Raw genomic sequence first — 20,152 nt, forward strand, 5'->3', positions numbered from 1 at the left:
GCAGGGTCGTGACGTCGCTCGTGCGTTCGATTTATCCCGAGTAGCCGACCTGGCAGTCTTGTCCCCATGGCGGAGCACCCACCACCGGTGGACGACGAGGCGACGGTCTTCTTCCCGAGCGAGCTGAGGGGCCCGCACTGGCCGACCCGCGACCCCGACGTCTCCCACCGGCCCTACGACGAGTTCGCCACCCAGATCGTCGCGCGGCCGCCCGCGTCGCCGGTCAGCGCCGGCCGCGGGGAAGGCGCCGGCTCGTCGCTGGCCCGCTCCAGCGGCCGGATGGCGGTCGCCTCGGCCGTCAGCCGCGTCACCGGATTCGTCGCGAAGCTGCTGCTCGCCGCGGTGGCCGGAGCCGGGGTGATCAACGACTCCTTCACCGTCGCCAACACGTTGCCCAACATCGTGTTCGAACTGCTCTTCGGCGGCGTCCTGGCCAGTGTCGTCGTGCCGCTGCTGGTCCGCTCCCAGGACGACCCGGACGGCGGCCGCGCCTACACGCAGCGGCTGATCACGATGGCGCTGGTGCTGCTCGCCGTCGGGACGGCCGTCGCGGTGGCGATCGCCCCGCTGTTCACCGCGCTCTACGTCGACAAATCGTCTCCGACCGCGAACCCCGCGCTGACCACCGCGCTGGCGTACCTGCTGCTGCCGCAGATCCTGTTCTACGGGCTGTTCGCGCTGCTTTCGGCGATCCTCAACGCCCAAGACGTCTTCGGGCCGCCGGCCTGGGCGCCGGTGCTGAACAACGTCGTCGTCACCGGCACGCTCGTCGTGTTCGCGCTCGTGCCGGGGGAGCTGACCCTCGACCCGGTCCGGATGAGCGACCCGAAGCTGCTCGTGCTCGGCCTCGGCACCACGCTCGGCATCGTCGCGCAGGCGGTCGTGCTCATCCCGGCGTTGCTGCGCACCGGCTTCCGGTTCCGCTGGCGCTGGGGCTTCGACCCGCGGATCAAGGAGTTCGGCGGGCTCGCCGCGTGGATCCTCGGCTACGTCGTCGTCAGCCACGTCGGGTTCGTCGTCACCACCCGCGTGCTGACCGGCGGCTCCAGCGGCGGCGTCACGGCCTACAGCTACGCGTCCCTGCTCTTCCAGTTGCCGTACGGCATCCTCGGCGTTTCGCTGCTGACCGCGCTGATGCCGCGGATGAGCCGCGCCGCCGCGAACGGCGACACGGGGTCGCTCGTCGGCGACCTTTCGCTCGCCTCCCGCATTTCCACGGTGCTCTTCGTGCCGATCTCCGCCGTGCTGGCCGTGGTCGGCACGCCGATCGGCATCGCGATCTTCACCTGGGGCCGCGGCACCCTCGACGACGCCGAGCGGCTCGGCCAGACCCTGGCCGTCTCCGCCGTCGGGCTGCTGCCCTTCGCGCTGGTCATGCTGCAGCTGCGGGTGTTCTACGCGATGAAGGACGCCCGCACGCCCACGCTGATCATGCTCGTGATGACCGCGGTGAAGATCCCGCTGCTGCTGCTCTGCCGCGGGCTGCTCGACGGCGAGCACGTCGTCTACGGCGTGATGCTCGTCAACGGCGCCGGGTTCGTGGTCGGTGCCGTCCTCGGCCAGGTCTGGCTGTGGGTCCGGCTCGGGCACCTGCGCAGCAAGCGGTCGCTGCGGGTCGGCCTGATCACCCTCTCGGTGAGCGGGCTCGGCGTGGTGGCCGCGGTGCTCGCCGGCCGTGCCGTGCCCGCGTCGCTCGGCGTGATCCCCGCGGCGTGGGTGAAGCTGCCGGTGCAGGGGCTGCTCGGGATGGCCGTGCCGTTCGGGCTGCTGGCGTTGCTGAAGCTCCCGGAGTTCACGCCGGTGACCCGGCGGCTGGCCGGGCTGCGGCGGCGGTTCGCGGCTCGTTGACGGCTACGGCCGGGAACGCGATCCGGTTGTCTCGAAACGGTAACGAGACCGCGGCGATCAGCGCGTTTACAATTCCCGCAAGGGTTTCTAGGATCCACCCGGATCATGCGGCCGCGGGCGAGCGCGGCGGCGGGGGAACAGGTGGAGGTCGTGCATGACGCGCAGTGCGCGCAGGCGGCGGGACCGGGTTACGGTCGATGAACTGCTCCGCCAGACCGGGGCGCGGCCGCGCAAACCCGGCTCGCGCGCGGCCGAGCTGGCGGCGCGCCGGGACACCGGGCCCGAGCCGGGGCCCAGCGGGGCGGCGCGGGTGGCGCTGGCGTCGGCGGTGCTCGTCGTGCTGGGCGGGCTGGTGCTCGTGCTGGCGACGCGCCCGGACTCCGCACCCAGGTCCACGCAGTTCCCGCCGCTGCAACCGGCCACCGGCGCCCCGGCTTCGTCGAGTGTGCTCGCCGTCCCGACCGAGACGACCACGCCGTCCCCGGCGGTGATGCACGCGCGCCGGTCGCCGACCCCCACCCCGACGGTGACGATCGACCTGCCGCCGCCGCCACCGGTCACGACGAAGACGAGCGCACCGCCGTCCACATGGGACCCGCGGTGGAACCCCTACCAGTGCTACCCGTACGCCTGCGGGCCCTACCCCGGTGGTCCGCGGCGCTGACAGGCCCCCGCGAAGGCCCCCTCACCGGCCCCGATGCCGGTGAGAGGGCCTCCGACGGCCCCACTACGGGCTCGGTGTCAGCCGGTGTAGCCGGCGACGATCTTGGTGAACGCGTACTTGTCCTGGCTGATGCCGCTGCATTCGCCGCCGCCGCTGCAGTCGCGGTTGGTGGCCCAGAACGTGAGGCGGGCCAGGTGGTGGCTCGCCGCGTAGCCGCGGATGGAGTTGAAGTTGGCCACCGTGACGGTCTCGCCCGCGTTGTCGGTCTTGCCGTTCATCGAGGAGAGGCCACTGTGCCGGTAGGCGGTGTCGTCGTTCCAGCCGAAGGTGGTCTTGAGCTGGTTCTTCAGCCCGTCGACCGCGGACTTCGTCAGGGCGGCCATGTCACCGCCGTCGGAGAAGTCGAACGGCATGACCGACCAGACGTCGACGCCCGCCCCGATCGCCTTGGCCTGGTTGATCAGGCGCTTGCCCCAGGTGTCGGGGCCGGTCGTGGTGGTGCCGATGGTGATGACGACCTTCAGGTTCGGGTTCTTCTGCTTGGTCAGCTTGACCGCGTTGAGGATGCGGTCCTGGACCGTCGCGTTCTGGAACTCGTCGGTGTTCTCGATGTCGAGGTCGATCGCCTTGAGGCCGTAGGCGTCGATCACCTTCTGGTAGGCACCCGCCAGCGCCGAGGCCGACGTGCACTTCGAGCCGAGTTTGGTGCCGGACCAGCCGCCGAAGGAGGGGATCACGTCCCCGCCCGCGTTGCGGATGTTCTGGATCATCGTCTTGTCCGAGCCGGTGAGCGAACGGCTGCCGTCCCACTTCGGGTTGCAGGTGCCGTCCGAAAGCACGAACGCGAGCGTAAACGCTTTCACGCCCGTCGCGGACATCGCCGCGGTCGGGCTGGTCTGCCCGCCCCACTGGTAGAGGTACGGGGACGCGAGCACCGGGTCGACCGCGGCCATGGCCTGCGGGGCGAGACCGATGACCGTCGCCATCGCGGCCGAAGCCGCGACCGCGAGGGTGAGCAGACGGCGCACTGATTTCATGGGGGTCCTCCAGACGCGCAGGGTGGAGCACCTCCGGTTTGAGGCGGCGGGATCATCCCGGGAGGAGCGCTGTGTGCCACCACACAGTGGACTAGACCAATGTTGCGTGTCAACCCTCCGGTGGTCGGAAAATGACTTACGGTGCCCGGGCCCGGGTGACGATGTGAAATTCCCCTGAAGGCGGATCGACACGGGCCCGCATTCCGGCTACTTTGCCGAAATGGTGGGGGATTCCACGGTCGCCGCCGGCGGGGAACGCCGCCCGGGCCGGCTCCTGGCCGCCCTCGTCCTGCGGCGCTGGGCCCTGCGGCGGTGGGCACTGTGGCGGCTGCCGCGCCGGGGCCGGATCTGCTACCTCGTCGTGGTCGACGCCCTCGCCGTCGCCGCCGTCGTGCTCGCCGCCCTCCGGTACCCGCCGCTCACCGCGATGCTCGCGCCGTTCGCGCTGCTCGTGGCCGGGATGCTGGTGTCGGCGGAGCTCGCGCGGCCGGTCGAGCGCCACCGCGAGGACACCCTCCTCGGCCCCGGCGTCGACACGCCGTGGGTCTTCGCGGGCGTGCTCGTCCTGCGGCCCGGGCTCGCCGTCGCGCTGGTCGCGCTCTCCGCGCTGCACCAGTGGTTCCGGGTCCGCAGAAGACCCGTGTACCGGCAGGTGTTCGGCGCCGCGGCGACCGCGCTGGCCGGTCTCGTCGCCGGGGCCTTCCTCACCGCGACCGGCGTCCGGCCGCTCGGCGAGGCCCTCGACGCCCGGACCGTCCTCCTGCTCACCGTCGCCGGGCTGGTGTTCCTCGCGGTGAACGCCGCGCTCGTGACCGGCGCCGACGGGCCCCGCCGTCCGCGCGAAGCCGCGCCGGGGCACGTCTTCGACGCCGCGATGACGGCGTTCGGCCTGCCGCTCGCCTGGGCCGCCGGAGCCGCGCCGCTGCTGGTTCCGCTGCTGGCCGGTGCCACCGTCGTGCTGCACCGCGGCGGATCGGGCGGCGGCCGCCGCGACCACGTCACCCTCGATCCCGGCACCGGCGTGCTGACCGCCGCGTCGTGGCGCGGCGCCGCCGAAGCCCGGCTGGACCGGCTCGGCGGGCCCGGCCGGGGAGCGGCCGTGTTGCTGCTCGACCTCGACCACTTCCGCCTGCTCAACGACCGCTACGGCGTCCGCGTCGGCGACGCCGTCCTGCGCGCGGTCGCCGGCGCCCTGCGTGATGAGGTCCGTGCCGCTGATCTGGTGGGCCGGTCCGGCGGCGAGGAGTTCGCGGTGCTGCTGCCGGGCACCGGCCGCTTCGACGCGCTGGCGATCGCCGAGCGGATCCGGCTGCGGATCGCTTCGACGCTGGTGGCGTTGAAGGCCTCGGGGGACGGCCCGCAGTTCGTCGGCGTGACCGTGTCGATCGGCGTGGCGGGCTGCCCGGCCGACGGCGTCCTCGCGGACGCGTTGCGCGCCGCGGAGGGGGCGTTGCTGCGGGCGAAGGCGGCGGGCCGCAACCGGACGATCGGCGCGGAGCCCGCTTCGTGAGGCTTGGACAGCGCAGCCTGGGCAGGGTCAGGTGAGCGTGATGGCGTCGAGCTTTTCGCGCAGGTAGTCCGACGCGATGACTTCGGGGTACATCCGCGTGCCGAGCGGCGGCGCGAGCGACGTGATCCGCGCGTCGTGGTCGGTCTCGTAGAAGAAGATCAGGGACACCAGGTCCTCGTCCGGGGCCGTCGTCGCCGGCGGGAGGACGCGGTGGCGCGTCGAGCGCCAGCGGTCACCCGTCCACCGGGCCATCAGGTCACCGATGTTCACCGTGAACGCGTCCGGGTGGAACGGCGCGTCCTCCCACTCGTTCCCGGCCGTGCAGACCTGGAGCCCGCCGACGCCGGCCTGGCGGTCGAGCACCGTGACCGTGCCGAAGTCGGTGTGCGGGCCGATCCGGAACTGGTCCGGTGCCGGCGGGCCGACCCGGGTCATCGGCGGGTACCAGTTGATGTTGAAGGTGTACGTCGGGTGCCCGGTGTGCCGGGTGAAGTGGCTCTGGGCGAGGCCGAGGGCCGCGGCGAAGATCTCCAGCAGGTGGTCCGCCAGCGCCCGCATCCGGCGCATGTACTCCGTGGCCGCCTCGCCCAAGCCGGGCACCTCGTGCGGCCAGACGTTGGGCTGGAACCAGAACCCGTCGATCTCGGCGACGCCGGTCTTGGCGTCCGCGCCCGCGGAATAGGACTCCTTGAGGTCCGGCGGGGTCTCGGTGCCCTCGGCGTAGCCGTTGGCCTCGACGCCCGGCGGCAGCCAGCCGCGGCCGCCGACGGTCACGGCGTAGCGCTGCTTGACGTCCTCGGGCAGCGCGAAGAACTCCCGCGCCAGCTCACGGGTCCGGCGGCGCAGGCCGTCCGGGACGCCGTGCCCGGTGACCAGCAGGAAGCCGGACTCCTGCAGCGCGTTGTCGACCCGGCCCGCCACTTCGGCCCGGCCCTCGGACGTGCCCGCGAACCACGGCGATAGGTCCACGAGCGGAACGGATGGCGGCATACCGGCTCCTCAGCAAGCTGTCCGGTCGAGCACTGTCCTATTCGGACTTCTCGACCCCGATGTCCTCGAACCACAGGTCCGGGCGCGCGGCGATGAACTCCGTCATCAGCGCGGTGCAGCCGGGGTCGTCGAGCAGGGTGATCTCCACACCGAGCCCGGCGAGCCAGTCGTGACCGCCGTGGAACGTCTTCGCCTCGCCGATGACGACGCGCCCGATACCGAACTGACGGACGAGCCCGGAGCAGTACCAGCACGGCGAGAGCGTGGTGACCATGATCGTGTCGCGGTAGTGCGGGCGGCGGCCGGCGTTGCGGAACGCCGCGGTCTCGGCGTGCATCGACGGGTCGCCGTCCTGCACACGCCGGTTGTGCCCGCGGCCCAGCAGCGTGCCCGCGGTGTCGAACAGTGCGGCCCCGATCGGCACGCCGCCTTCGGCTTGGCCCAGTTCCGCTTCTTCGCGGGCGACGGCGAGCAGGGTGTGCGGATCGATCGGCATGCGTCACTCTTTCCGCCTGGGACGGTGCCTGGCAAGTCTTTGACCGCCCGGCGGCACTATCCGGTCGATCGAGGACCGAAGTTGTCCGCGATACATGGCACACTGCGTGCCATGTACGGCACTGCGGAACGCCTGCTCCGGCTGCTCTCCCTGCTGCAGGCGCGGCGGGACTGGCCGGGCGCCGGCCTCGCGGCGCGGCTCGAGGTCGACGTCCGCACGATCCGCCGGGACGTCGAGCGGCTGCGTTCCCTCGGCTACCCGGTGCACGCGACGCCGGGGGTGGCCGGCGGCTACCGGCTCGGGGCGGGCGCCGCGCTGCCACCGCTGCTGCTGGACGACGACGAGGCCGTCGCGGTCGCGGTCGGCCTGCGCACGGCGGCGAGCGGCACGGTCAGCGGCATCGAGGAGACGTCGGTGCGCGCGCTGGCGAAGCTGGAGCAGGTGCTGCCCGCGCGGCTGCGGCCCCGGGTCGGCGCGCTGCACGCGGCGACGGTGTCGCTGCCCGGCACCGGCCCGATGGTCGACGCGGACGTGCTCACCGCGGTCGCCTCGGCCTGCCGCGACCACGAACGGCTGCGCTTCGGCTACGGCGACCGCGAAGGGGCGGAGACGGAGCGGTCGGTCGAGCCGCTGCGGCTGGTCCACACGGGAAGGCGCTGGTACCTGGTCGCCTTCGACCTCGACCGGGCGGACTGGCGCACCTTCCGCGTCGACCGGATCGCGGGCGTGCCGGTCGCGAGCTTCCGCTTCACCCCGCGCGAACCCCCGGCCGGGGACCTCGCGGCGTACGTCTCCCGGCAGATCTCCACCGCGCCCTACCCGCACCGGCTCGTCCTGCGGGTGGCCGCCCCGGCCGCCGTGCTGGCTCGGCGCATCCCGCCCACGTCGGGGGTCGTCGAGGAGGTCGACGAGCACAGCTGCCGGGTGCTGACCGGCGCGAACACGCTCGACACCGTGCCCTACTACCTGGCCCAGTGGGGTTACGACTTCGTGGTCGAAGAGGCACCGCCGGGGCTGGTCGAGCGGCTGCGGGAGGTGGCGGAGCGGTTCGCCAGGGCCGTGGGTTAGCCCGGTTCCACGCGGACGCAATCGCTTGCGCCGCCGGAGAGGAACGACGCGAGTTCCCCGCCCTCCCCGGCCACGGCGGTGTGTTCGGGCCGGGACAACCGCCGCACCGGCCGCACCACCACGTCCGCACCGTCGACCCTCCAGGTCGCCGAAACCCGGCCGTCCACCAGCACCACCCGCTCGCCCGCCACCGACAGCCCGCGGTGGGCGTCGTCGATGATCCGGGAGCGGTCGTCGTAGCCGAGGATCGCGTTGTCGAACGCCGGCAGGAACCGCACCGGCGCGGGTGTGTCCGGCTCGGGGCGCGGTGCGTCGGGCAGGTCGAGCAGCTCGCGTCCCCGCTCGTCGCGGAAGACCACCAGTTCGGCACGCAGTGCCTTCACCGCGGCCGGCAGACCGGCCAGACCGCACCACGCACGCAGGTCCGCCGTGGCCGCGGGACCGAACGCCGCCAGGTAGCGCCGCACCAGCGCCCGCCCGATCCGGTCCGCCGGGTCCGCCGGGTCCGCGGGGTCGAGCGGGTCGACGTCACGGTCCAGCCACGCCGGCAGCGGGAGGTAGCGCACGCCCGCCTTGACGCGCCACAGCCCCCGCGGCGGCAGCTGCACCGACGGGATCAGCGCGGCGATCAGCAGTTCGCCGAGCGGCCGCGGATCGGCCGCGGGCCGGCGCCGCGCGACCGCCCGCGCGAGCTCGCCCATCGAGCGGGGCTCGCCGTCGGCCAGCACCGCCCGGCCCGCCGCCGCGAGCTCGGCGAAGTCCGCCCCTTCGAGCTCGCGGCGGTAGGTGCCGAGGACACGCTGGCGCAGCATGGCGTCGAACCGGCTCCGCCACGCCAGGACGTCGTCGGCGGTGAGCAGGTGGACGGTGCGGCGCATGAGGTGGGTCCGCACCACGCGCCGGCCGGTCAGCAGGGCGTCCAGCGCCGCCGGGTCGAACGCGCGCAGCCGCGACCACAGCCCGGTGAACGGCTCCTGCGGCTCCTGCGCTTGCAGACCGCCGAGGTGCGCGACGGCGTCGAGGACGGGAAGGCCGGCCCGCTCGAGGAGCAGCTGCCGGGCGAGGGTGGCGCGGTTGAGTGCCCGCGCGTCCAGGACGGTCACTTCGCGTGGCGTTCGGTGTCGTTTCGCACGAGGACCACCCTGCCAGGCGTAGCGGACAGGGAGTGTCCGCTACTGCGGAGGGTTGAACGACTGCTTAGTCTGTGACCGGCGTCTCAGGGGTGACGCCGAGCATCCGCAGCACCAGCCCGCCGTACTCCTTGCCCAGCGCGGTCGGCGTCTGCCGGGCGCGCTCGCTGTACCAGCGGGCGACGTCGACGCCGAGCGAGAGCACCGCCCGGGCCGCGACGTGCGGGTCGGACACCGTGAACACGCCGTCGGCGGCACCCTTGGTGATGACTTCGCGCACGATCCGCTCGATCCGCCGCCGCAGTGCGGCGACGACCTCGAACTCCTGCTCGGGCAGCGCCTGCAGCTCGTACTGGACGACCCGCGCCACGGTGTGGCGCCGGGCGTGCCAGGCCACGAAGTCCTCGACGATGAGCCGGATCCGTTCGACGGGATCGGACTCCTTCGCGACGACGTTCTCGACGAGCGCGAGGGTCTGTTCGTGGCCGTACCGGCTGATGGCGAACAGCAGCGCGGCCTTGGAGGGAAAGTGCACGTAGAGCGCGGCGGGCGACATCCCCGCGGCGCCGGCGATGTCCCGCGTGGTGGTGGCGTGGTAGCCGCGCTGGGCAAAGGCTTCCACCCCGGCCAGCATGAGCCGCCGCGCGGTCTCCGGCTGCACGTCCGGCCACAGTTCGGCCGAGAGCGACATCGTCATCCGGTGATCCTCCCAGATCGCACCGACCGGGTGGCGGGCACGACGGCCAGCCTGGTCGTCACCATTGTAAGCGGCCGCTTTGCCTGGGAAATCGGGGACATATGCCGTGCCGTGCAGGCGTCGGTTGTTGTACCAGTCGAGGTACTCGACGGTCGCGATTTCAAGGTCGTCCAGGCCGCGCCATGGTCACCGGAGCGACCGGCAGTGAGTCCGAAGTGGACTGACGCCCCTGCCCGCGCGCGTCCGGACCAGGGCCCTCGGCGTGACGGTGGCAGGGGCGGCCGCGTGCTGTCGCGGACACGCTCGCGGACGCTCGTGCGCAGCTGGCGAGCTCGGCCGAAACGACCGACGGCAGCTCGCGCAGCCGGGCGACCTGGGTTCGGCCGGCGCGCCGGGTTACGAGCCGCGAGGACGTCATCAGGCGCTGCACGGCGACAGGCTGACACGCTCGCCGCTCACCGGGGCAACACCCGATCGAGGAGGCTGGTGACCGTGTCGCGGTAGCGCTGCGCGTCGAGATCGGGCTCCCAGGAGCGCTGGAGCAGGAAACCCTGGATGAGCGCGAGCAGGACGCGCGCGAACATGTCCGGCTCGACGCCGTCCGGCAGCCCGGTGGCGGTCAGCGCGCGGCCGACGTCGTCGAGCGGGGCGAGCCCCTCGGTGACGATCCGCCGGAGCCGCTCGTCGTGCTGGGCGCGGGCCCAGACGTGGACGGTGACGCGCCGCCGTCGTGCCTCCTCGGGGTCGGCCACCCAGTCGAAGTAGGCGTTCAGGAACCGGCGGAGGGCGTCCGGGCCGCCGTCGGCGATCGCCGCGGCGACGAGGTCCCGCTCGTACTCGTGCCGGTCGGCGGCGACCGCCTCGATGATCGCCTCCTTGCCGTCGAAGTAGCGGTAGAGGGCGCCGGCGCTCATCCCCGATTCGGCGACGATGTCCTGCATGGACGCCCCGTCCGGGCCGGCCTTCTCGAAGCAGGTCATCGCCGCGTCGAGGATCCGCTGCCGTTGCGCGGTGCGGCGCTCCTCACTGATGCGGGGCACGGGCACTCCTCGCCGCGATCGCGATCGCGATCCGGTAGAGCCGCGAGCCGCCGCCGGCGTCGTGGGCCGAGACGTCTTCGCGCAGGTCGAAGCCGCGCTCGGCCAGGAACTCCCCGGTTTCGGCGGGCAGCAACCCGAAGGTCCACGGCTCCCCGGCCCGCGCGACGGCCCGCACCCACCGGCGCGCCTCGGGGAACGGGCTGGGCTCGTGCAGGGCCCGGACGTCGACGTAGGTGAAGACGAGGTCGCCGCCGAGTCCGTGCACGGCGGCCAGCGTCGCGTCGACGGCGTCGGCGGTGAGGTAGTTGGTGACGCCCTCCCAGACGAACACGCTCGGCTTCCCCGGGTCGAAGCCGCTTTCGGTGAGCCGGCCGGCGAGGTCGTCGCGTTCGAAGTCGACGGACACGTAGCGGGGGCCGGCACCCAGGACGGCCCGCTTCCGGGCCTGGGTGGCGGGGTGGTCGACCTCGAAGACGGCCCGGCCGGCGAGCGCGGGCAGCCGGTGGGCGCGCGCGTCGTACCCGGCGCCGAGCAGGACGCACTGGGTGTCGCCGGTCATGGCCTCGGTGAGGGCGTCGTCGATGACCTCGGTCCGCGCGATGCCGGAGGCACGCGGCCCGGGACCGGCGACGACGTCGTAGAGGCCGGTGACGAGGTGCCGGATGCCGGGGAGCCGGGCCGCTTCGGCGAGGACACGCAGGGATGGGCGCAGGAAGGCGGTCGCATACGGGTCGTCGAAGCGGCGACGCCCGGGTGGGCGGTGGGATTCGAACGCCCGCTGCAGGGCCATCGTCTCCGCGGTGAAGCTGGCTCGGGACTCCATAGCGAATGATTGTTCGCTTTGGCAGGCGGGTCGCGCAACCCCCGGCCCGGAACGTCGCGAATGACTCATTCGCGGCAGCGCACGCCCGGGCTCGGCTGGCGCGGATGACGCCCAGGCCCAGCGGGGTGCTCTCGTGGATCTGCGACTTCCCCGACCGCGCGCTGGTGATCAGCCCGCTGGACCGCAGCACCGACGCGTGCTGGCTGCCGTTGCCAGGGGGACGCCGTCAGGTCTGCCAGCTCGCTCGTGTTGCGCCGCGTGCTCGCCGGCCGAGGCGGATGGTGAACGTCGAGCCGCAGCCGGGTGTGCTGGTCACCGACAGCTCCCCGTCGTGCGCTTCCACCAGGTGCTTGGAGATGGCGAGCCCGAGCCCGCTGCCGCCGGTGGCGCGGCTGCGGGACGGGTCGGCGCGGTAGAAGCGCTCGAACACGTGCGGCAGGTGCTCGGCGGCGATGCCCGTTCCGGTGTCGGTCACGGTGAACTCCACCTGGTCCGCGGGGCCGGTCACCGTCACCGTCACGGAGCCGCCGGCCGGGGTGTGCCGCGTCGCGTTGGACACGAGGTTGCCGAGTGCCTGGCGCAGCCGCGTGGGATCGGCCCGGATGACCACGGCTTCGGCGACCGCGACCCGAAGGTCCACTCCGGACGCCTCGGCTCGCGCGCGGTGCGCCGCAACGGCCTGCTCGGCGAGGTCACCCGCCTGGCACTCCTCCGGGTGGATGCGCAGCATTCCAGCGTCCGCGAGCGCGAGGTCCTGCAGGTCGGCGACGAGGCGTTCGAGCAGGGCCGACTCCTCCAGCAGCGATCCGACCAGCTCGGCGTCGAGCGGGAAAACTCCGTCCTGCACGGCTTCCAGGTGGCCGCGGACGTTCGCGAGCGGGGTGCGCAGCTCGTGCGCCACGTCGCTGACCAGCGCCCTTCGCTGCCGGTCGGTGTTCGCGATCGAGTCGGCCATCGTGTTGAAGGCCGCGGCCAGCTGGGTCACCTCGTCGTTGCCGTGCACGGGGACACGGGCCGCGCGGTCGCCGTCGGCCATCCGCCGGGCGGCGGCGGTGAGCGCGCGGATCGGGTGCACCAGCCGCCGCCCGGCCAGGACCGTGACCGCCGCCGCGACGAGCAGGACCGCCGCCACCATCGCCGCAGTCCGCCACCAGCCGTCCGGGGAGAACGGGTCGAACCGGTCGCTCTCACCCAGGTACAGGTCGGCCGGTGCGGCCACGTAGGGGCGCTTCGCCTCGGCACGAGCGGTCTCCACGCAGTCGATCCACTGTGGACCGGCGGCCGGCCGCTGCCGGAGCTGCCGCGTGCCGGCCGGGCCGGTCGTGACGTCGTACGCCAGATCGTGTGCGGTCAGGCAGGGCGTGGCCAGGTCCACGGTTCGCTCGTCGAGCTCGCGGGCGGCCGCCGAGGGCGCGAACATCGCGGCGGGCACGCACGGGACCTGCGCCGGGCCGCCGCCGTCCGGCCCGGCGACGCGGTGGCGGCTCGACGCGCTCCGCTCGCCGCCGGTGCGCCGCACGCAGTCGACCACCTCCCGGGCGTATGCCTGCCGCTGCCGCCGTTCCTCCTCGGTGAGCTGCCAGATGTAGAACGAGATGTCGACGCCGAGCGACGGTTCCCGGGCGACCACGTTCGGCTCGGCCCCGCCCGACCGGCCGGGCGGCCGGGTCGCGTCGATCCGCGCCGCGGGCGCCGGGGGCAGGCCGGCCGCGCCCCCGGCCGAGTCCACGAACGGCTCACCGCCGGGCGCAGCAAGGACTACGCGGCGCCCGGTGCGTTCCGCCAGCTCCCGCACGAGCGGCTCGACGCCGGACCAGTCGCGGTGCTCGTTGGCGTAGGTGACCAGCCCGGCGAGGATGTCGCTGTCGGTCGACAGCAGCGACGCGTCGGCCGTCAGCTCCTCCCGTAGCTGGCCGCCCGTGTCGTAGGTGGCGAGCAACGCGGTCGCGCTCACCGCGAGCGCCGCCACCGCCAGCGACAGCGCGACCAGCTTCAGCAGGAGGCTACGGCGCATCGTCCGGCTCCGCGAGCTTGTACCCGACGCCGTACACGGTGAGCAGGTAGCGCGGCCGGGTCGGCACCGGCTCGAGCTTGCGGCGCAGGTTCATCACGTGCGTGTCGATGGTGCGGCCGGTGACGTCCCGGTCGAAGCCGCCGACCCGCTCGAGCAGCAGCTGGCGGGTGAACGCCCGTCCCGGCGATGCCGCGAGAGAGGCGAGGATCGTGAACTCGGCGGGCGTGGTGTCCACCGGTCTGCCGTCCGCGCGGACCTCGTGGCGGGTGATGTCGACGACGAGGCCACCGACCTGGTACCGCTCCGGCGCGGCCCGAGCGGCACGGCGCAGCACGGTGTGGATCCGGGCGACCAGCTCCCGCGGCCGGTAGGGCTTGGTGACGTAGTCGTCGGCGCCGAGCGCGAGCCCGAGCAGCAGGTCGTCCTCGCCGGTCCGCGCGGTGAGCATGATGATCGGGATGTCCTTCTCGGCACGTAGCGACCGGCACACCGTCAGCCCGTCCACGCCCGGCAGCATCAGATCGAGCAGCAGCAGGTCCGGGGCCCGCCGGCGGGCGTGGTCGAGCACGTCCCGCCCGTCGTGCACGACGGTGGCCTCGTGGCCCTCGCGTTCGAGGTAGCGGCGGATCAGCTCCGCCTGCTTGCGGTCGTCCTCGGCGACCAGGATGCGTGCCGGCATGGCGAGGAGTCTCGACCACATACCTGTGAACTGGCCAAGAAAACGAGGTGCGGACCCGATCCTGACAAGATCCTGACCGGCGGTCGGCAGGCTCCGGCCCATGACCGATCGCCACCGGAAGGACCTCCCGATGAACCAGCCGTCCCGGCGCACCGTGCTCGCCACCCTGGGAATCGCCCCCCTCGCCGTCGGAGGGCTGATGGCGACCGCCGGTTCCGCACATGCCGACCGCGCACCCGACGCCCTGCGGCCGGGCGGGGAGTTCGACCGGTACCTGACCCAGCTCGCCGAGGAGGACACGTTCTCCGGCACCGTGTTGCTGACCCTCCGGGACAAAACCGTCCTGGCCCGCTCACACCGGATGGCCGACAAGGCACGGGGCGTCCCCAACGGCCCGGACACGATCTTCGCCCTGGGCTCGATCACCAAGCTCTTCACCGCCACGGCCATCCACCAGCTGGCGGAACAGGGCAAGCTCGCCTACGGCGCGTCGCTGGGCACGTACCTGCCGGGCTTCCGGCCCGAGGTCGCCGAGACCGTCACCATCCACCAGCTCCTCACCCACACCTCCGGCCTGGGCCGCCCGGCACAAAACCCGCCGAGGCCACCTGGCCAGGAGAAGTGGACGACCCTGGACGAGATCTTCGCCGGCAACATCGACTTCATCCGCACCATGCCGTTGAACTTCACCCCGGGCACCCGCAACGTGTACAGCAACGACGGCTACTACGTGCTCGCCGCGGTCGTGGCCCAGCTGTCGGGGCAGAACTACTACGACTACATCCGGCAGCACGTGTTCACACCGGCCGGCATGTCCACGGCGGGGTTCTTCACCGCGGCCCAGTGGCGCGAGGACCGCCGGATCGCCCATCCCTACGAGAAGCTCGCGGGCAGCAGCGAGTGGACCGACGTGGTGGACAGGTTCGACGGCGGCATCCTCGGCAACCCGGCGGGCGGCGCGTTCGCCAGTGCCCCGGACGTGGCTCGCTTCGCGAGCGCCTTCCAGCGCAACAGGTTCCACTCGGCGGCGTACACCTACCTCGCCGCGAGCCCGAAGTGGCCGCTGGCACCGGACAACTCGTTCTTCGAGGGCTACGGGCCGAGCACCCACTACCTGAACGGGCAGCGGATCAACGGCCACAACGGCGGCGCGATGGGCGTGTCCACCAACGTGGAGTGGTTCGCCGAGTCCGGCTGGACGGCGGTGGTGCTCGGCAACTACGGCATGAGCGCCGTGGCCGTGTCCCGCAAGGCCCGGGAACTGATCATCGCCGCGCGGTGAGGGCGGGCGCCGGGTCGGGATCCCGGCCCGGCAGGCCCAGGTGGATCAGGCGTCGTCGTGAGCCAGGGACGAGGACAGCTCGCGGTGGGCGCCGGCCTGGTCGAGCAGGAGCTGGGCTTTGCCCTCGATGTACTCGACGGCGTCGGCGCCGGCGACGAAGCGCAGTGGCGGCTCGTCCTGACCTGCGATGTGGATCAGTGCGTCGGCGAGCTTGGCGGGGCTGCGGTCAGGGGGTGAGCAGGGCCTTGATGGCGCGGCGCTCGTCCATGGCCCGGTAGCCCTCCGCCACCTGGTCCAGGGGCAGAGTGAGATCGAAGACCTGGCCCGGGTTGATGTGGCCGGTGAGGACCCGGTCGATCAGGTCGGGCAGGTAGCGGCGCACGGGTGCCGGGCCGCCGCGCAGGCCGACGTGGGAGAAGAACAGGTCCTCGCCGGCGAGCTGCACGTCGTGGGGGACGCCGACGAACCCGACGTTGCCGCCGGGCCGGGCCGCGCGCAGGGCCTGCTGCATGGACTCGGCGGTGCCGACGCATTCCAGCACCGAGTCGGCGCCGATGCCGCCGGTGAGGTCCTTGATGCGGGCGCCGCCGTCGTCGCCGCGTTCGGTGACGATGTCGGTGGCGCCGAACCCGGTGGCCAGCTTCTGGCGGGATTCGTGGCGGCTCATGGCGATGACGCGTTCGGCGCCGAGTTCCTTGGCCGCGATGACGCCGCAGAGCCCGACGGCGCCGTCGCCGACCACGACGGCGGTGTCGCCGGGCTTGACCTCGGCGGCGAGGGCGGCGTACCAGCCGGTGCCCATGACGTCGGACACCGCGAGCAGGCTCGGCAGGAACTCCTCATCCGGGTAATCGGCGGTGGCGACGAGGGTGCCCTGGGCGTTGGGGATGCGGACGTAGCCGGCCTGGCAGGTGCTCATGAACTCGCGGTGCAGGCACGAGGACTGCCAGCCGTTGCGGCAGTTCGCGCAGGTGTTGTCCGAAGTGGCGAAGGAGCCGACCACGAACTGGCCGGGCTTGACCGAGGTGACCTCGCCGCCGACCTCTTCGACCACGCCGACGTACTCGTGGCCCATCGGGTGCGGATCGCCGACCGGCTCGAGGCCGCGGTAGGGCCACAGGTCCGAGCCGCACACGCAGGTGATGACGGTGCGGATGATCGCGTCGGTCGGCTGCTGGATCTTCGGGTCGTCGAGCTGTTCGAAGCGCACGTCGCCGGGAGCGTGGATGACAGCTCCGCGCATGGGTGACTCCTCACGTGACGGTGGCGGGCCGGACGGCCCCTGAGCTTCCAGACAACCGTCTTCCCGGGCTGGGAGCGAGTCACTGACGGAGGATGTACTGGTAGTACACCCCAACGTGGGGTGGCGGCGCGTACGGTCGCGCTGTGGACAACCGTGCCGAAGTCCGCGAGTTCCTCGTCTCGCGGCGGGCCGAGATCACGCCGGAGCAGGCCGGGTTGCCAGCCGGCGGCGCGTGCCGGGGTTGCGCCGCAGCGAAGTCGCCGCACTGGCCGACGTCAGCGTCGAGTACTACGCCAAGCTCGAACGCGGAAACCTCGCCGGTGCCTCTCACCTGGTCGTCTACACGGCGGAACCGGGCTCACCGTCCGCGGAAGGGCCGGAGCTCCTCGCGTCCTGGTCCGCCGCCCCCCGCAGGGCCGGGGGATGAGCCGATCCCTCCCCCTCCTGGGTGGCGGCCCACGAGGCCAGGAGCCGCAGGGCCTCGTCGGACGGTGAGCCGGGTTCCGCGGTGTAGATGGTGAGGGTGAGGCCGGGTTCGGTGGCCAGCTCGAGACCTTCGTAGGCGAGGGTCAGGTTCCCGACAACGGGGTGGTGGAAGGTCTTCGAGCCGGTGCCGTGGTGGCGGACGTTGTGCGCGCCCCACCGGGTGCGGAACTCATCACTGCGGGTGGACAGTTCCCCGACGAGGTCGTGCAGGCCCTTGTCGTGCGGGTTGCGGCCCGCTTCGGTGTGCAGGATCGCGACGCAGACGTCGGCGAAGAGACCCCAGTCCGGGTAGAACCGGCGCGAGGCGGGATCGAGGAACTGGAACCGGGCGATGTTCGGCGGTTGCAGCGGGCTCGCGTAGACCTCCGAATAGAAAGCTCGCGCGAGGCGGTTCGCCGCCAGCAGGTCCATCCGTCCATTGCGGACGAACGCGGGTCCTTCGGTGACCGCGTCCAGCGTCCACTGCAGGCTGCGGTGCGGGGTCCACTGCTTGGTCTTCGGTCGCCGCAGGATCGCGCTCGTGCCGTCCGCGGCGTGGGCGAGGGCGAGCAGGTGGGCTCGTTCCGCGTCGTCGAGCCGGAGGGCCCTGGCCACCGCGTCCAGTACGGAAGCGGAGACACCGGCGAGGTTTCCGCGCTCGAGCTTGGCGTAGTACTCGACGCTCACGTCGGCCAGCGTGGCGACTTCGCTGCGGCGCAGGCCCGGCACCCGGCGTTTGCTCCCGGCGGGGAGTCCGGCCTGCTCCGGGGTGATCTTGGCGCGCCGCGAGACGAGGAACTCGCGGACTTCCTGGCGGTTGTCCACGCCACCACCATAGGGCCGGGCACCACGGCGAAGGGTGCTCTGCCAGTACACCTTCCGGGAGAACCTCCCCGGCCACGCGGGGTCTCTGGTTCCCTGGGATCGGACCCGATCCCGACCGAGGAGTTCCCATGTCGACCTTCGCACTCGTCGGCGCCGGCCCCGGATCGAGGCCCGCGCGTTCCCCGCCGACGTACTCGATCGCGCGTCGCTCACCGCCGCGCTGCAGGACGCCGCCGGCGCTCTCGGGCCGGTCGAAGTCTTCCAGTTCAGTCCGGTGCCCCGCGCCGACTTCATGAAGCCGGTCCTCGACACGAGCGCCGACGACCTCGACGCGCCCCTGAACTTCTCCGTGAAGGGTCCGGTCACCGCCGTGCACGCCGTGCTGCCCGGCATGCGCGCCCTCGGGCGCGGGACTGTCCTGTTCGTGAACGGCGGCAGCGCAGTGCGGCCGAACCCCGGGCTCGCCGGCACCTCGATCGCCTTCGCTGCGGAGAGCGCCTACGCCGGCATGCTGCACGACGCTCTGGTTCCGGAAAACATCCACGTCGCCCAGCTGATCGTCCCCGGAGCCATCCGGCCCGAGGCGGAGCACAGCAGTCCGGACGTCCTGGCCGAGCGCCTGTTCGACATTCACGTCCAGCGTGACGGCTTCCGGCACTTCGCCGAGCCCATGGCGGAGGACCGGTGATCCTCACCCGCGCGATCCTGACCGCGGCTCTGCTGGCCGTGGCCGCCTGCAGCCCCGAAGAGCCGCCCTCCTCGGCGCCTTCGACGACCCTCGCACCCACGACCGGGAGCACCACCGCCGTGAACACCCACCTCACCGTCGAAGGTCGCGTCGTGAACGCGACCCTGAACGACAGCGCCGCAGCTCGTGATTTCGCCTCCCTCCTGCCGCTCACGCTGAACCTGGGCGACTTCCACGATTCTGAGCGGATTTCCGACCTGCCCCGGCGGCTGTCCACCACCGACGCCCCGGAGAGCGCCGACCCGAAGGCCGGTGACCTGGCCTTCTACGCCCCGTGGGGCAACCTGGCCAGCTACTACCGCGACGCACCTCCGGCGAGCGGTGTGGTCGTCCTCGGCCACCTGGCCGACGGCGGCGCCGAGGTGCTCGCCACCGCCGGCCGGGTCACCATCGAACTCGCCCGCTGAAACCGGAGAACACTCGAGATGAATCCCACCTACGACTTCACCGGCCAGGTCGCCTTCGTCACCGGAGCCGGTGCCGGGATGGGCCTGGCCACAGCGCGCGCGTTCGCCGAGTCGGGCGCGGCGGTCGCCCTCACCGACGTCGACGAAGCCGCCCTCGAATACGCCCCGCGCGGCATCCGCGTCAACGCGATCTGCCCGGCACCATCGACACCCCGATGGTCAGCGACATGATCGCCCAGGGCGAGCGCGACCGCGCCGAGGCCGAGGCCGACCAGCCCATCAACCGCCTCGGGACCGCCGAGGAGATCGCCCAGGCCGTGCTGTGGCTGTGCAGCCCCGGAGCCGGGTTCGTCATCGGGGTGGCCCTGCCGGTCGATGGCGGCTACGTCGCCCGCTGAGGCACGGCACGGATCTTCGTCACCGGTTCAGGTCCGCTTCCGTGAGGCGAACTTTCCACACCGCGGGCGCGCCCTTTCGGGGCCGGACGTGGCGCTGATCGAGCCCGTATTCGCTGGCCGGCGCCCTACGTCGCAGAGGTTGCGCGCTCGGGCTGTGAACCCGACGTTTCGGCCGGGTGTGAAACCTTGCCGGCCTGGTTGACGCCGTTCGCCCGCCGCTGACACATTTCGCCTCATCGAGAGTGTGATCACCCGGTTTGGGGATGACGAGGTGACCATTCGGCACTCTCGGTGCAAGGGGAAGCGCTTACTGGGGAAGGCGGGCGTCGGCATGGTGAACAACGACAGGCCAACTACGACATCCGGCTGACGCCGGACTGTCCACTTTCGACGTCGTCGAAGCGCACGGCACGGGAACCCCGCTCGAGGCGCACGGCATCCACTTCCGAATCGGCGCGGTCCTCGCACGCGTCGAGCTCACCGGTGCGCTGAACACGCTGTTCGACCGGAGCGGGGACCCGCCGGTCGTCAGCACCAACCCAACCGATCGGAGAAACATCGTCGTGAATCTGAGAACGAAAGTCTTTGCTGTCATCACGTTTGCGCTGGCCGCGGTCCTCGGTGGTGCCACGTCGGCGCCGGCCGCCACGGTCCAGACCGTGGAACTCGCCGCGCCGGCCGGCAGCGGCCTGCCGTCCTACGTTGCCGTCATCAAGCCGGTCACCGCGGAGCGGCTCGGTTCCAGCTGGCGCCAGGGCTGCCCGGTCGGTCCCGATCAGCTGCGGCTG

The 20,152-nt window shown here is 72.4% G+C and carries 22 protein-coding genes and 1 pseudogene; 11 read left to right on the forward strand and 12 right to left on the reverse strand.

The features are described 5' to 3' along the window. Positions 1–66 precede the first annotated feature (66 nt). On the forward strand, positions 67–1,848 hold the full coding sequence (gene murJ, locus AB0M80_RS23530) for a murein biosynthesis integral membrane protein MurJ (protein WP_364568481.1): 1,782 nt from the start codon (positions 67–69) through the stop codon (positions 1,846–1,848). Positions 1,849–2,002: 154 nt separating this feature from the next. Beyond that, entirely contained in the window at positions 2,003–2,512 is a 510-nt protein-coding gene (locus AB0M80_RS23535; RefSeq protein ID WP_364568484.1) for a hypothetical protein, read from the forward strand. A 77-nt stretch (positions 2,513–2,589) separates the two neighbouring features. On the opposite strand, the gene AB0M80_RS23540 is transcribed toward AB0M80_RS23535, so the two are convergent. Continuing rightward, a complete protein-coding gene (locus AB0M80_RS23540; RefSeq protein WP_364568487.1) occupies positions 2,590–3,549 on the reverse strand; it encodes a chitinase in 960 nt (319 codons plus the stop codon). A gap of 220 nt (positions 3,550–3,769) precedes the next feature. Between AB0M80_RS23540 and AB0M80_RS23545 the strand changes: the two genes are divergently transcribed. Next, positions 3,770–5,059, forward strand: a complete 1,290-nt coding sequence (locus tag AB0M80_RS23545) for a GGDEF domain-containing protein (RefSeq protein ID WP_364568490.1) — start codon at positions 3,770–3,772, stop codon at positions 5,057–5,059. Between the two features lie 27 nt (positions 5,060–5,086). On the opposite strand, the gene AB0M80_RS23550 is transcribed toward AB0M80_RS23545, so the two are convergent. Both AB0M80_RS23550 and AB0M80_RS23555 read right to left on the reverse strand, forming a co-directional pair. After that, positions 5,087–6,049 carry a 2-oxoglutarate and iron-dependent oxygenase domain-containing protein gene (locus tag AB0M80_RS23550; protein WP_364568493.1) on the reverse strand — a complete coding sequence of 321 codons (963 nt, stop codon included), beginning with the start codon at positions 6,047–6,049 and terminating at the stop codon, positions 5,087–5,089. A gap of 37 nt (positions 6,050–6,086) precedes the next feature. Beyond that, a complete protein-coding gene (locus tag AB0M80_RS23555) occupies positions 6,087–6,545 on the reverse strand; it encodes a nucleoside deaminase (RefSeq protein ID WP_364568496.1) in 459 nt (152 codons plus the stop codon). 111 nt (positions 6,546–6,656) lie between these two features. Here AB0M80_RS23555 and AB0M80_RS23560 point away from each other — a divergent pair, with 111 nt between their 5' ends. Further along, positions 6,657–7,613 (forward strand): YafY family protein, encoded by a 957-nt coding sequence (locus AB0M80_RS23560; RefSeq protein ID WP_364568498.1) that lies wholly within the window; start codon positions 6,657–6,659, stop codon positions 7,611–7,613. Here AB0M80_RS23560 and AB0M80_RS23565 read toward each other — a convergent pair. From AB0M80_RS23565 to AB0M80_RS23590, 6 genes are all read right to left on the reverse strand, one after another. Beyond that, positions 7,610–8,716, reverse strand: coding sequence for a winged helix DNA-binding domain-containing protein (locus AB0M80_RS23565; protein WP_364568501.1), 1,107 nt, complete (start codon positions 8,714–8,716; stop codon positions 7,610–7,612). The two genes, AB0M80_RS23560 and AB0M80_RS23565, sit on opposite strands and share 4 nt — an antisense overlap. Before the next feature lie 94 nt (positions 8,717–8,810). Continuing rightward, positions 8,811–9,440: a TetR/AcrR family transcriptional regulator gene (locus AB0M80_RS23570; RefSeq protein WP_364568504.1), complete on the reverse strand. Its 630-nt coding sequence runs from the start codon at positions 9,438–9,440 to the stop codon at positions 8,811–8,813. Between the two features lie 455 nt (positions 9,441–9,895). Beyond that, positions 9,896–10,480, reverse strand: a complete 585-nt coding sequence (locus AB0M80_RS23575; protein WP_364568506.1) for a TetR/AcrR family transcriptional regulator — start codon at positions 10,478–10,480, stop codon at positions 9,896–9,898. Next, complete coding sequence (locus AB0M80_RS23580) at positions 10,464–11,303, reverse strand: SAM-dependent methyltransferase (RefSeq protein WP_364568509.1); 840 nt, start codon at positions 11,301–11,303, stop codon at positions 10,464–10,466. The genes AB0M80_RS23575 and AB0M80_RS23580 overlap by 17 nt, the downstream gene beginning before the upstream one ends. Positions 11,304–11,529: 226 nt before the next feature. Beyond that, a complete protein-coding gene (locus AB0M80_RS23585; protein WP_364568512.1) occupies positions 11,530–13,317 on the reverse strand; it encodes a HAMP domain-containing sensor histidine kinase in 1,788 nt (595 codons plus the stop codon). Beyond that, complete coding sequence (locus tag AB0M80_RS23590; RefSeq protein ID WP_364568515.1) at positions 13,307–13,996, reverse strand: response regulator transcription factor; 690 nt, start codon at positions 13,994–13,996, stop codon at positions 13,307–13,309. The genes AB0M80_RS23585 and AB0M80_RS23590 overlap by 11 nt, the downstream gene beginning before the upstream one ends. Before the next feature lie 100 nt (positions 13,997–14,096). On the opposite strand from AB0M80_RS23590, the gene AB0M80_RS23595 reads away from it, so the two are divergent. Continuing rightward, complete coding sequence (locus AB0M80_RS23595; protein WP_364568518.1) at positions 14,097–15,278, forward strand: serine hydrolase domain-containing protein; 1,182 nt, start codon at positions 14,097–14,099, stop codon at positions 15,276–15,278. Positions 15,279–15,335: 57 nt separating this feature from the next. Continuing rightward, entirely contained in the window at positions 15,336–15,515 is a 180-nt protein-coding gene (locus tag AB0M80_RS23600; RefSeq protein ID WP_364568521.1) for a hypothetical protein, read from the forward strand. Here the strand turns inward: AB0M80_RS23600 and AB0M80_RS23605 are convergent. After that, positions 15,505–16,521, reverse strand: a complete 1,017-nt coding sequence (locus AB0M80_RS23605; RefSeq protein ID WP_364568524.1) for a zinc-dependent alcohol dehydrogenase family protein — start codon at positions 16,519–16,521, stop codon at positions 15,505–15,507. The genes AB0M80_RS23600 and AB0M80_RS23605 overlap by 11 nt on opposite strands. A 143-nt stretch (positions 16,522–16,664) precedes the next feature. Between AB0M80_RS23605 and AB0M80_RS23610 the strand changes: the two are divergent. Next, positions 16,665–16,849: pseudogene (locus AB0M80_RS23610) on the forward strand (transcriptional regulator); the annotation flags it as partial. 11 nt (positions 16,850–16,860) lie between these two features. Here the strand turns inward: AB0M80_RS23610 and AB0M80_RS23615 are convergent. Further along, the gene (locus AB0M80_RS23615) at positions 16,861–17,811 is read right to left on the reverse strand and encodes a helix-turn-helix transcriptional regulator (protein ID WP_364568526.1); all 951 of its coding nucleotides are present in this window, start codon (positions 17,809–17,811) and stop codon (positions 16,861–16,863) included. Between the two features lie 34 nt (positions 17,812–17,845). Here AB0M80_RS23615 and AB0M80_RS23620 point away from each other — a divergent pair, with 34 nt between their 5' ends. The 4 genes from AB0M80_RS23620 to AB0M80_RS23635 are packed head-to-tail and all read left to right on the forward strand — an operon-like array spanning position 17,846 to position 19,364. After that, the gene (locus AB0M80_RS23620) at positions 17,846–18,499 is read left to right on the forward strand and encodes an SDR family NAD(P)-dependent oxidoreductase (RefSeq protein ID WP_364568529.1); all 654 of its coding nucleotides are present in this window, start codon (positions 17,846–17,848) and stop codon (positions 18,497–18,499) included. Beyond that, on the forward strand, positions 18,496–18,966 hold the full coding sequence (locus AB0M80_RS23625) for a cyclophilin-like fold protein (protein ID WP_364568532.1): 471 nt from the start codon (positions 18,496–18,498) through the stop codon (positions 18,964–18,966). Before AB0M80_RS23620 ends, AB0M80_RS23625 begins: the two co-directional genes overlap by 4 nt. 18 nt (positions 18,967–18,984) lie before the next feature. Next, complete coding sequence (locus tag AB0M80_RS23630; protein ID WP_364568535.1) at positions 18,985–19,197, forward strand: SDR family NAD(P)-dependent oxidoreductase; 213 nt, start codon at positions 18,985–18,987, stop codon at positions 19,195–19,197. Continuing rightward, positions 19,182–19,364: an SDR family oxidoreductase gene (locus AB0M80_RS23635; RefSeq protein WP_364568538.1), complete on the forward strand. Its 183-nt coding sequence runs from the start codon at positions 19,182–19,184 to the stop codon at positions 19,362–19,364. The genes AB0M80_RS23630 and AB0M80_RS23635 overlap by 16 nt, the downstream gene beginning before the upstream one ends. A 353-nt stretch (positions 19,365–19,717) precedes the next feature. On the opposite strand, the gene AB0M80_RS23640 is transcribed toward AB0M80_RS23635, so the two are convergent. Further along, the coding region (locus AB0M80_RS23640) for a hypothetical protein (protein ID WP_364568540.1) at positions 19,718–20,152 on the reverse strand (435 nt) is incomplete at its 5' end.

Origin of the sequence: Amycolatopsis sp. NPDC051045, assembly GCF_040682955.1 — a bacterium.
GTDB lineage: Bacteria > Actinomycetota > Actinomycetes > Mycobacteriales > Pseudonocardiaceae > Amycolatopsis.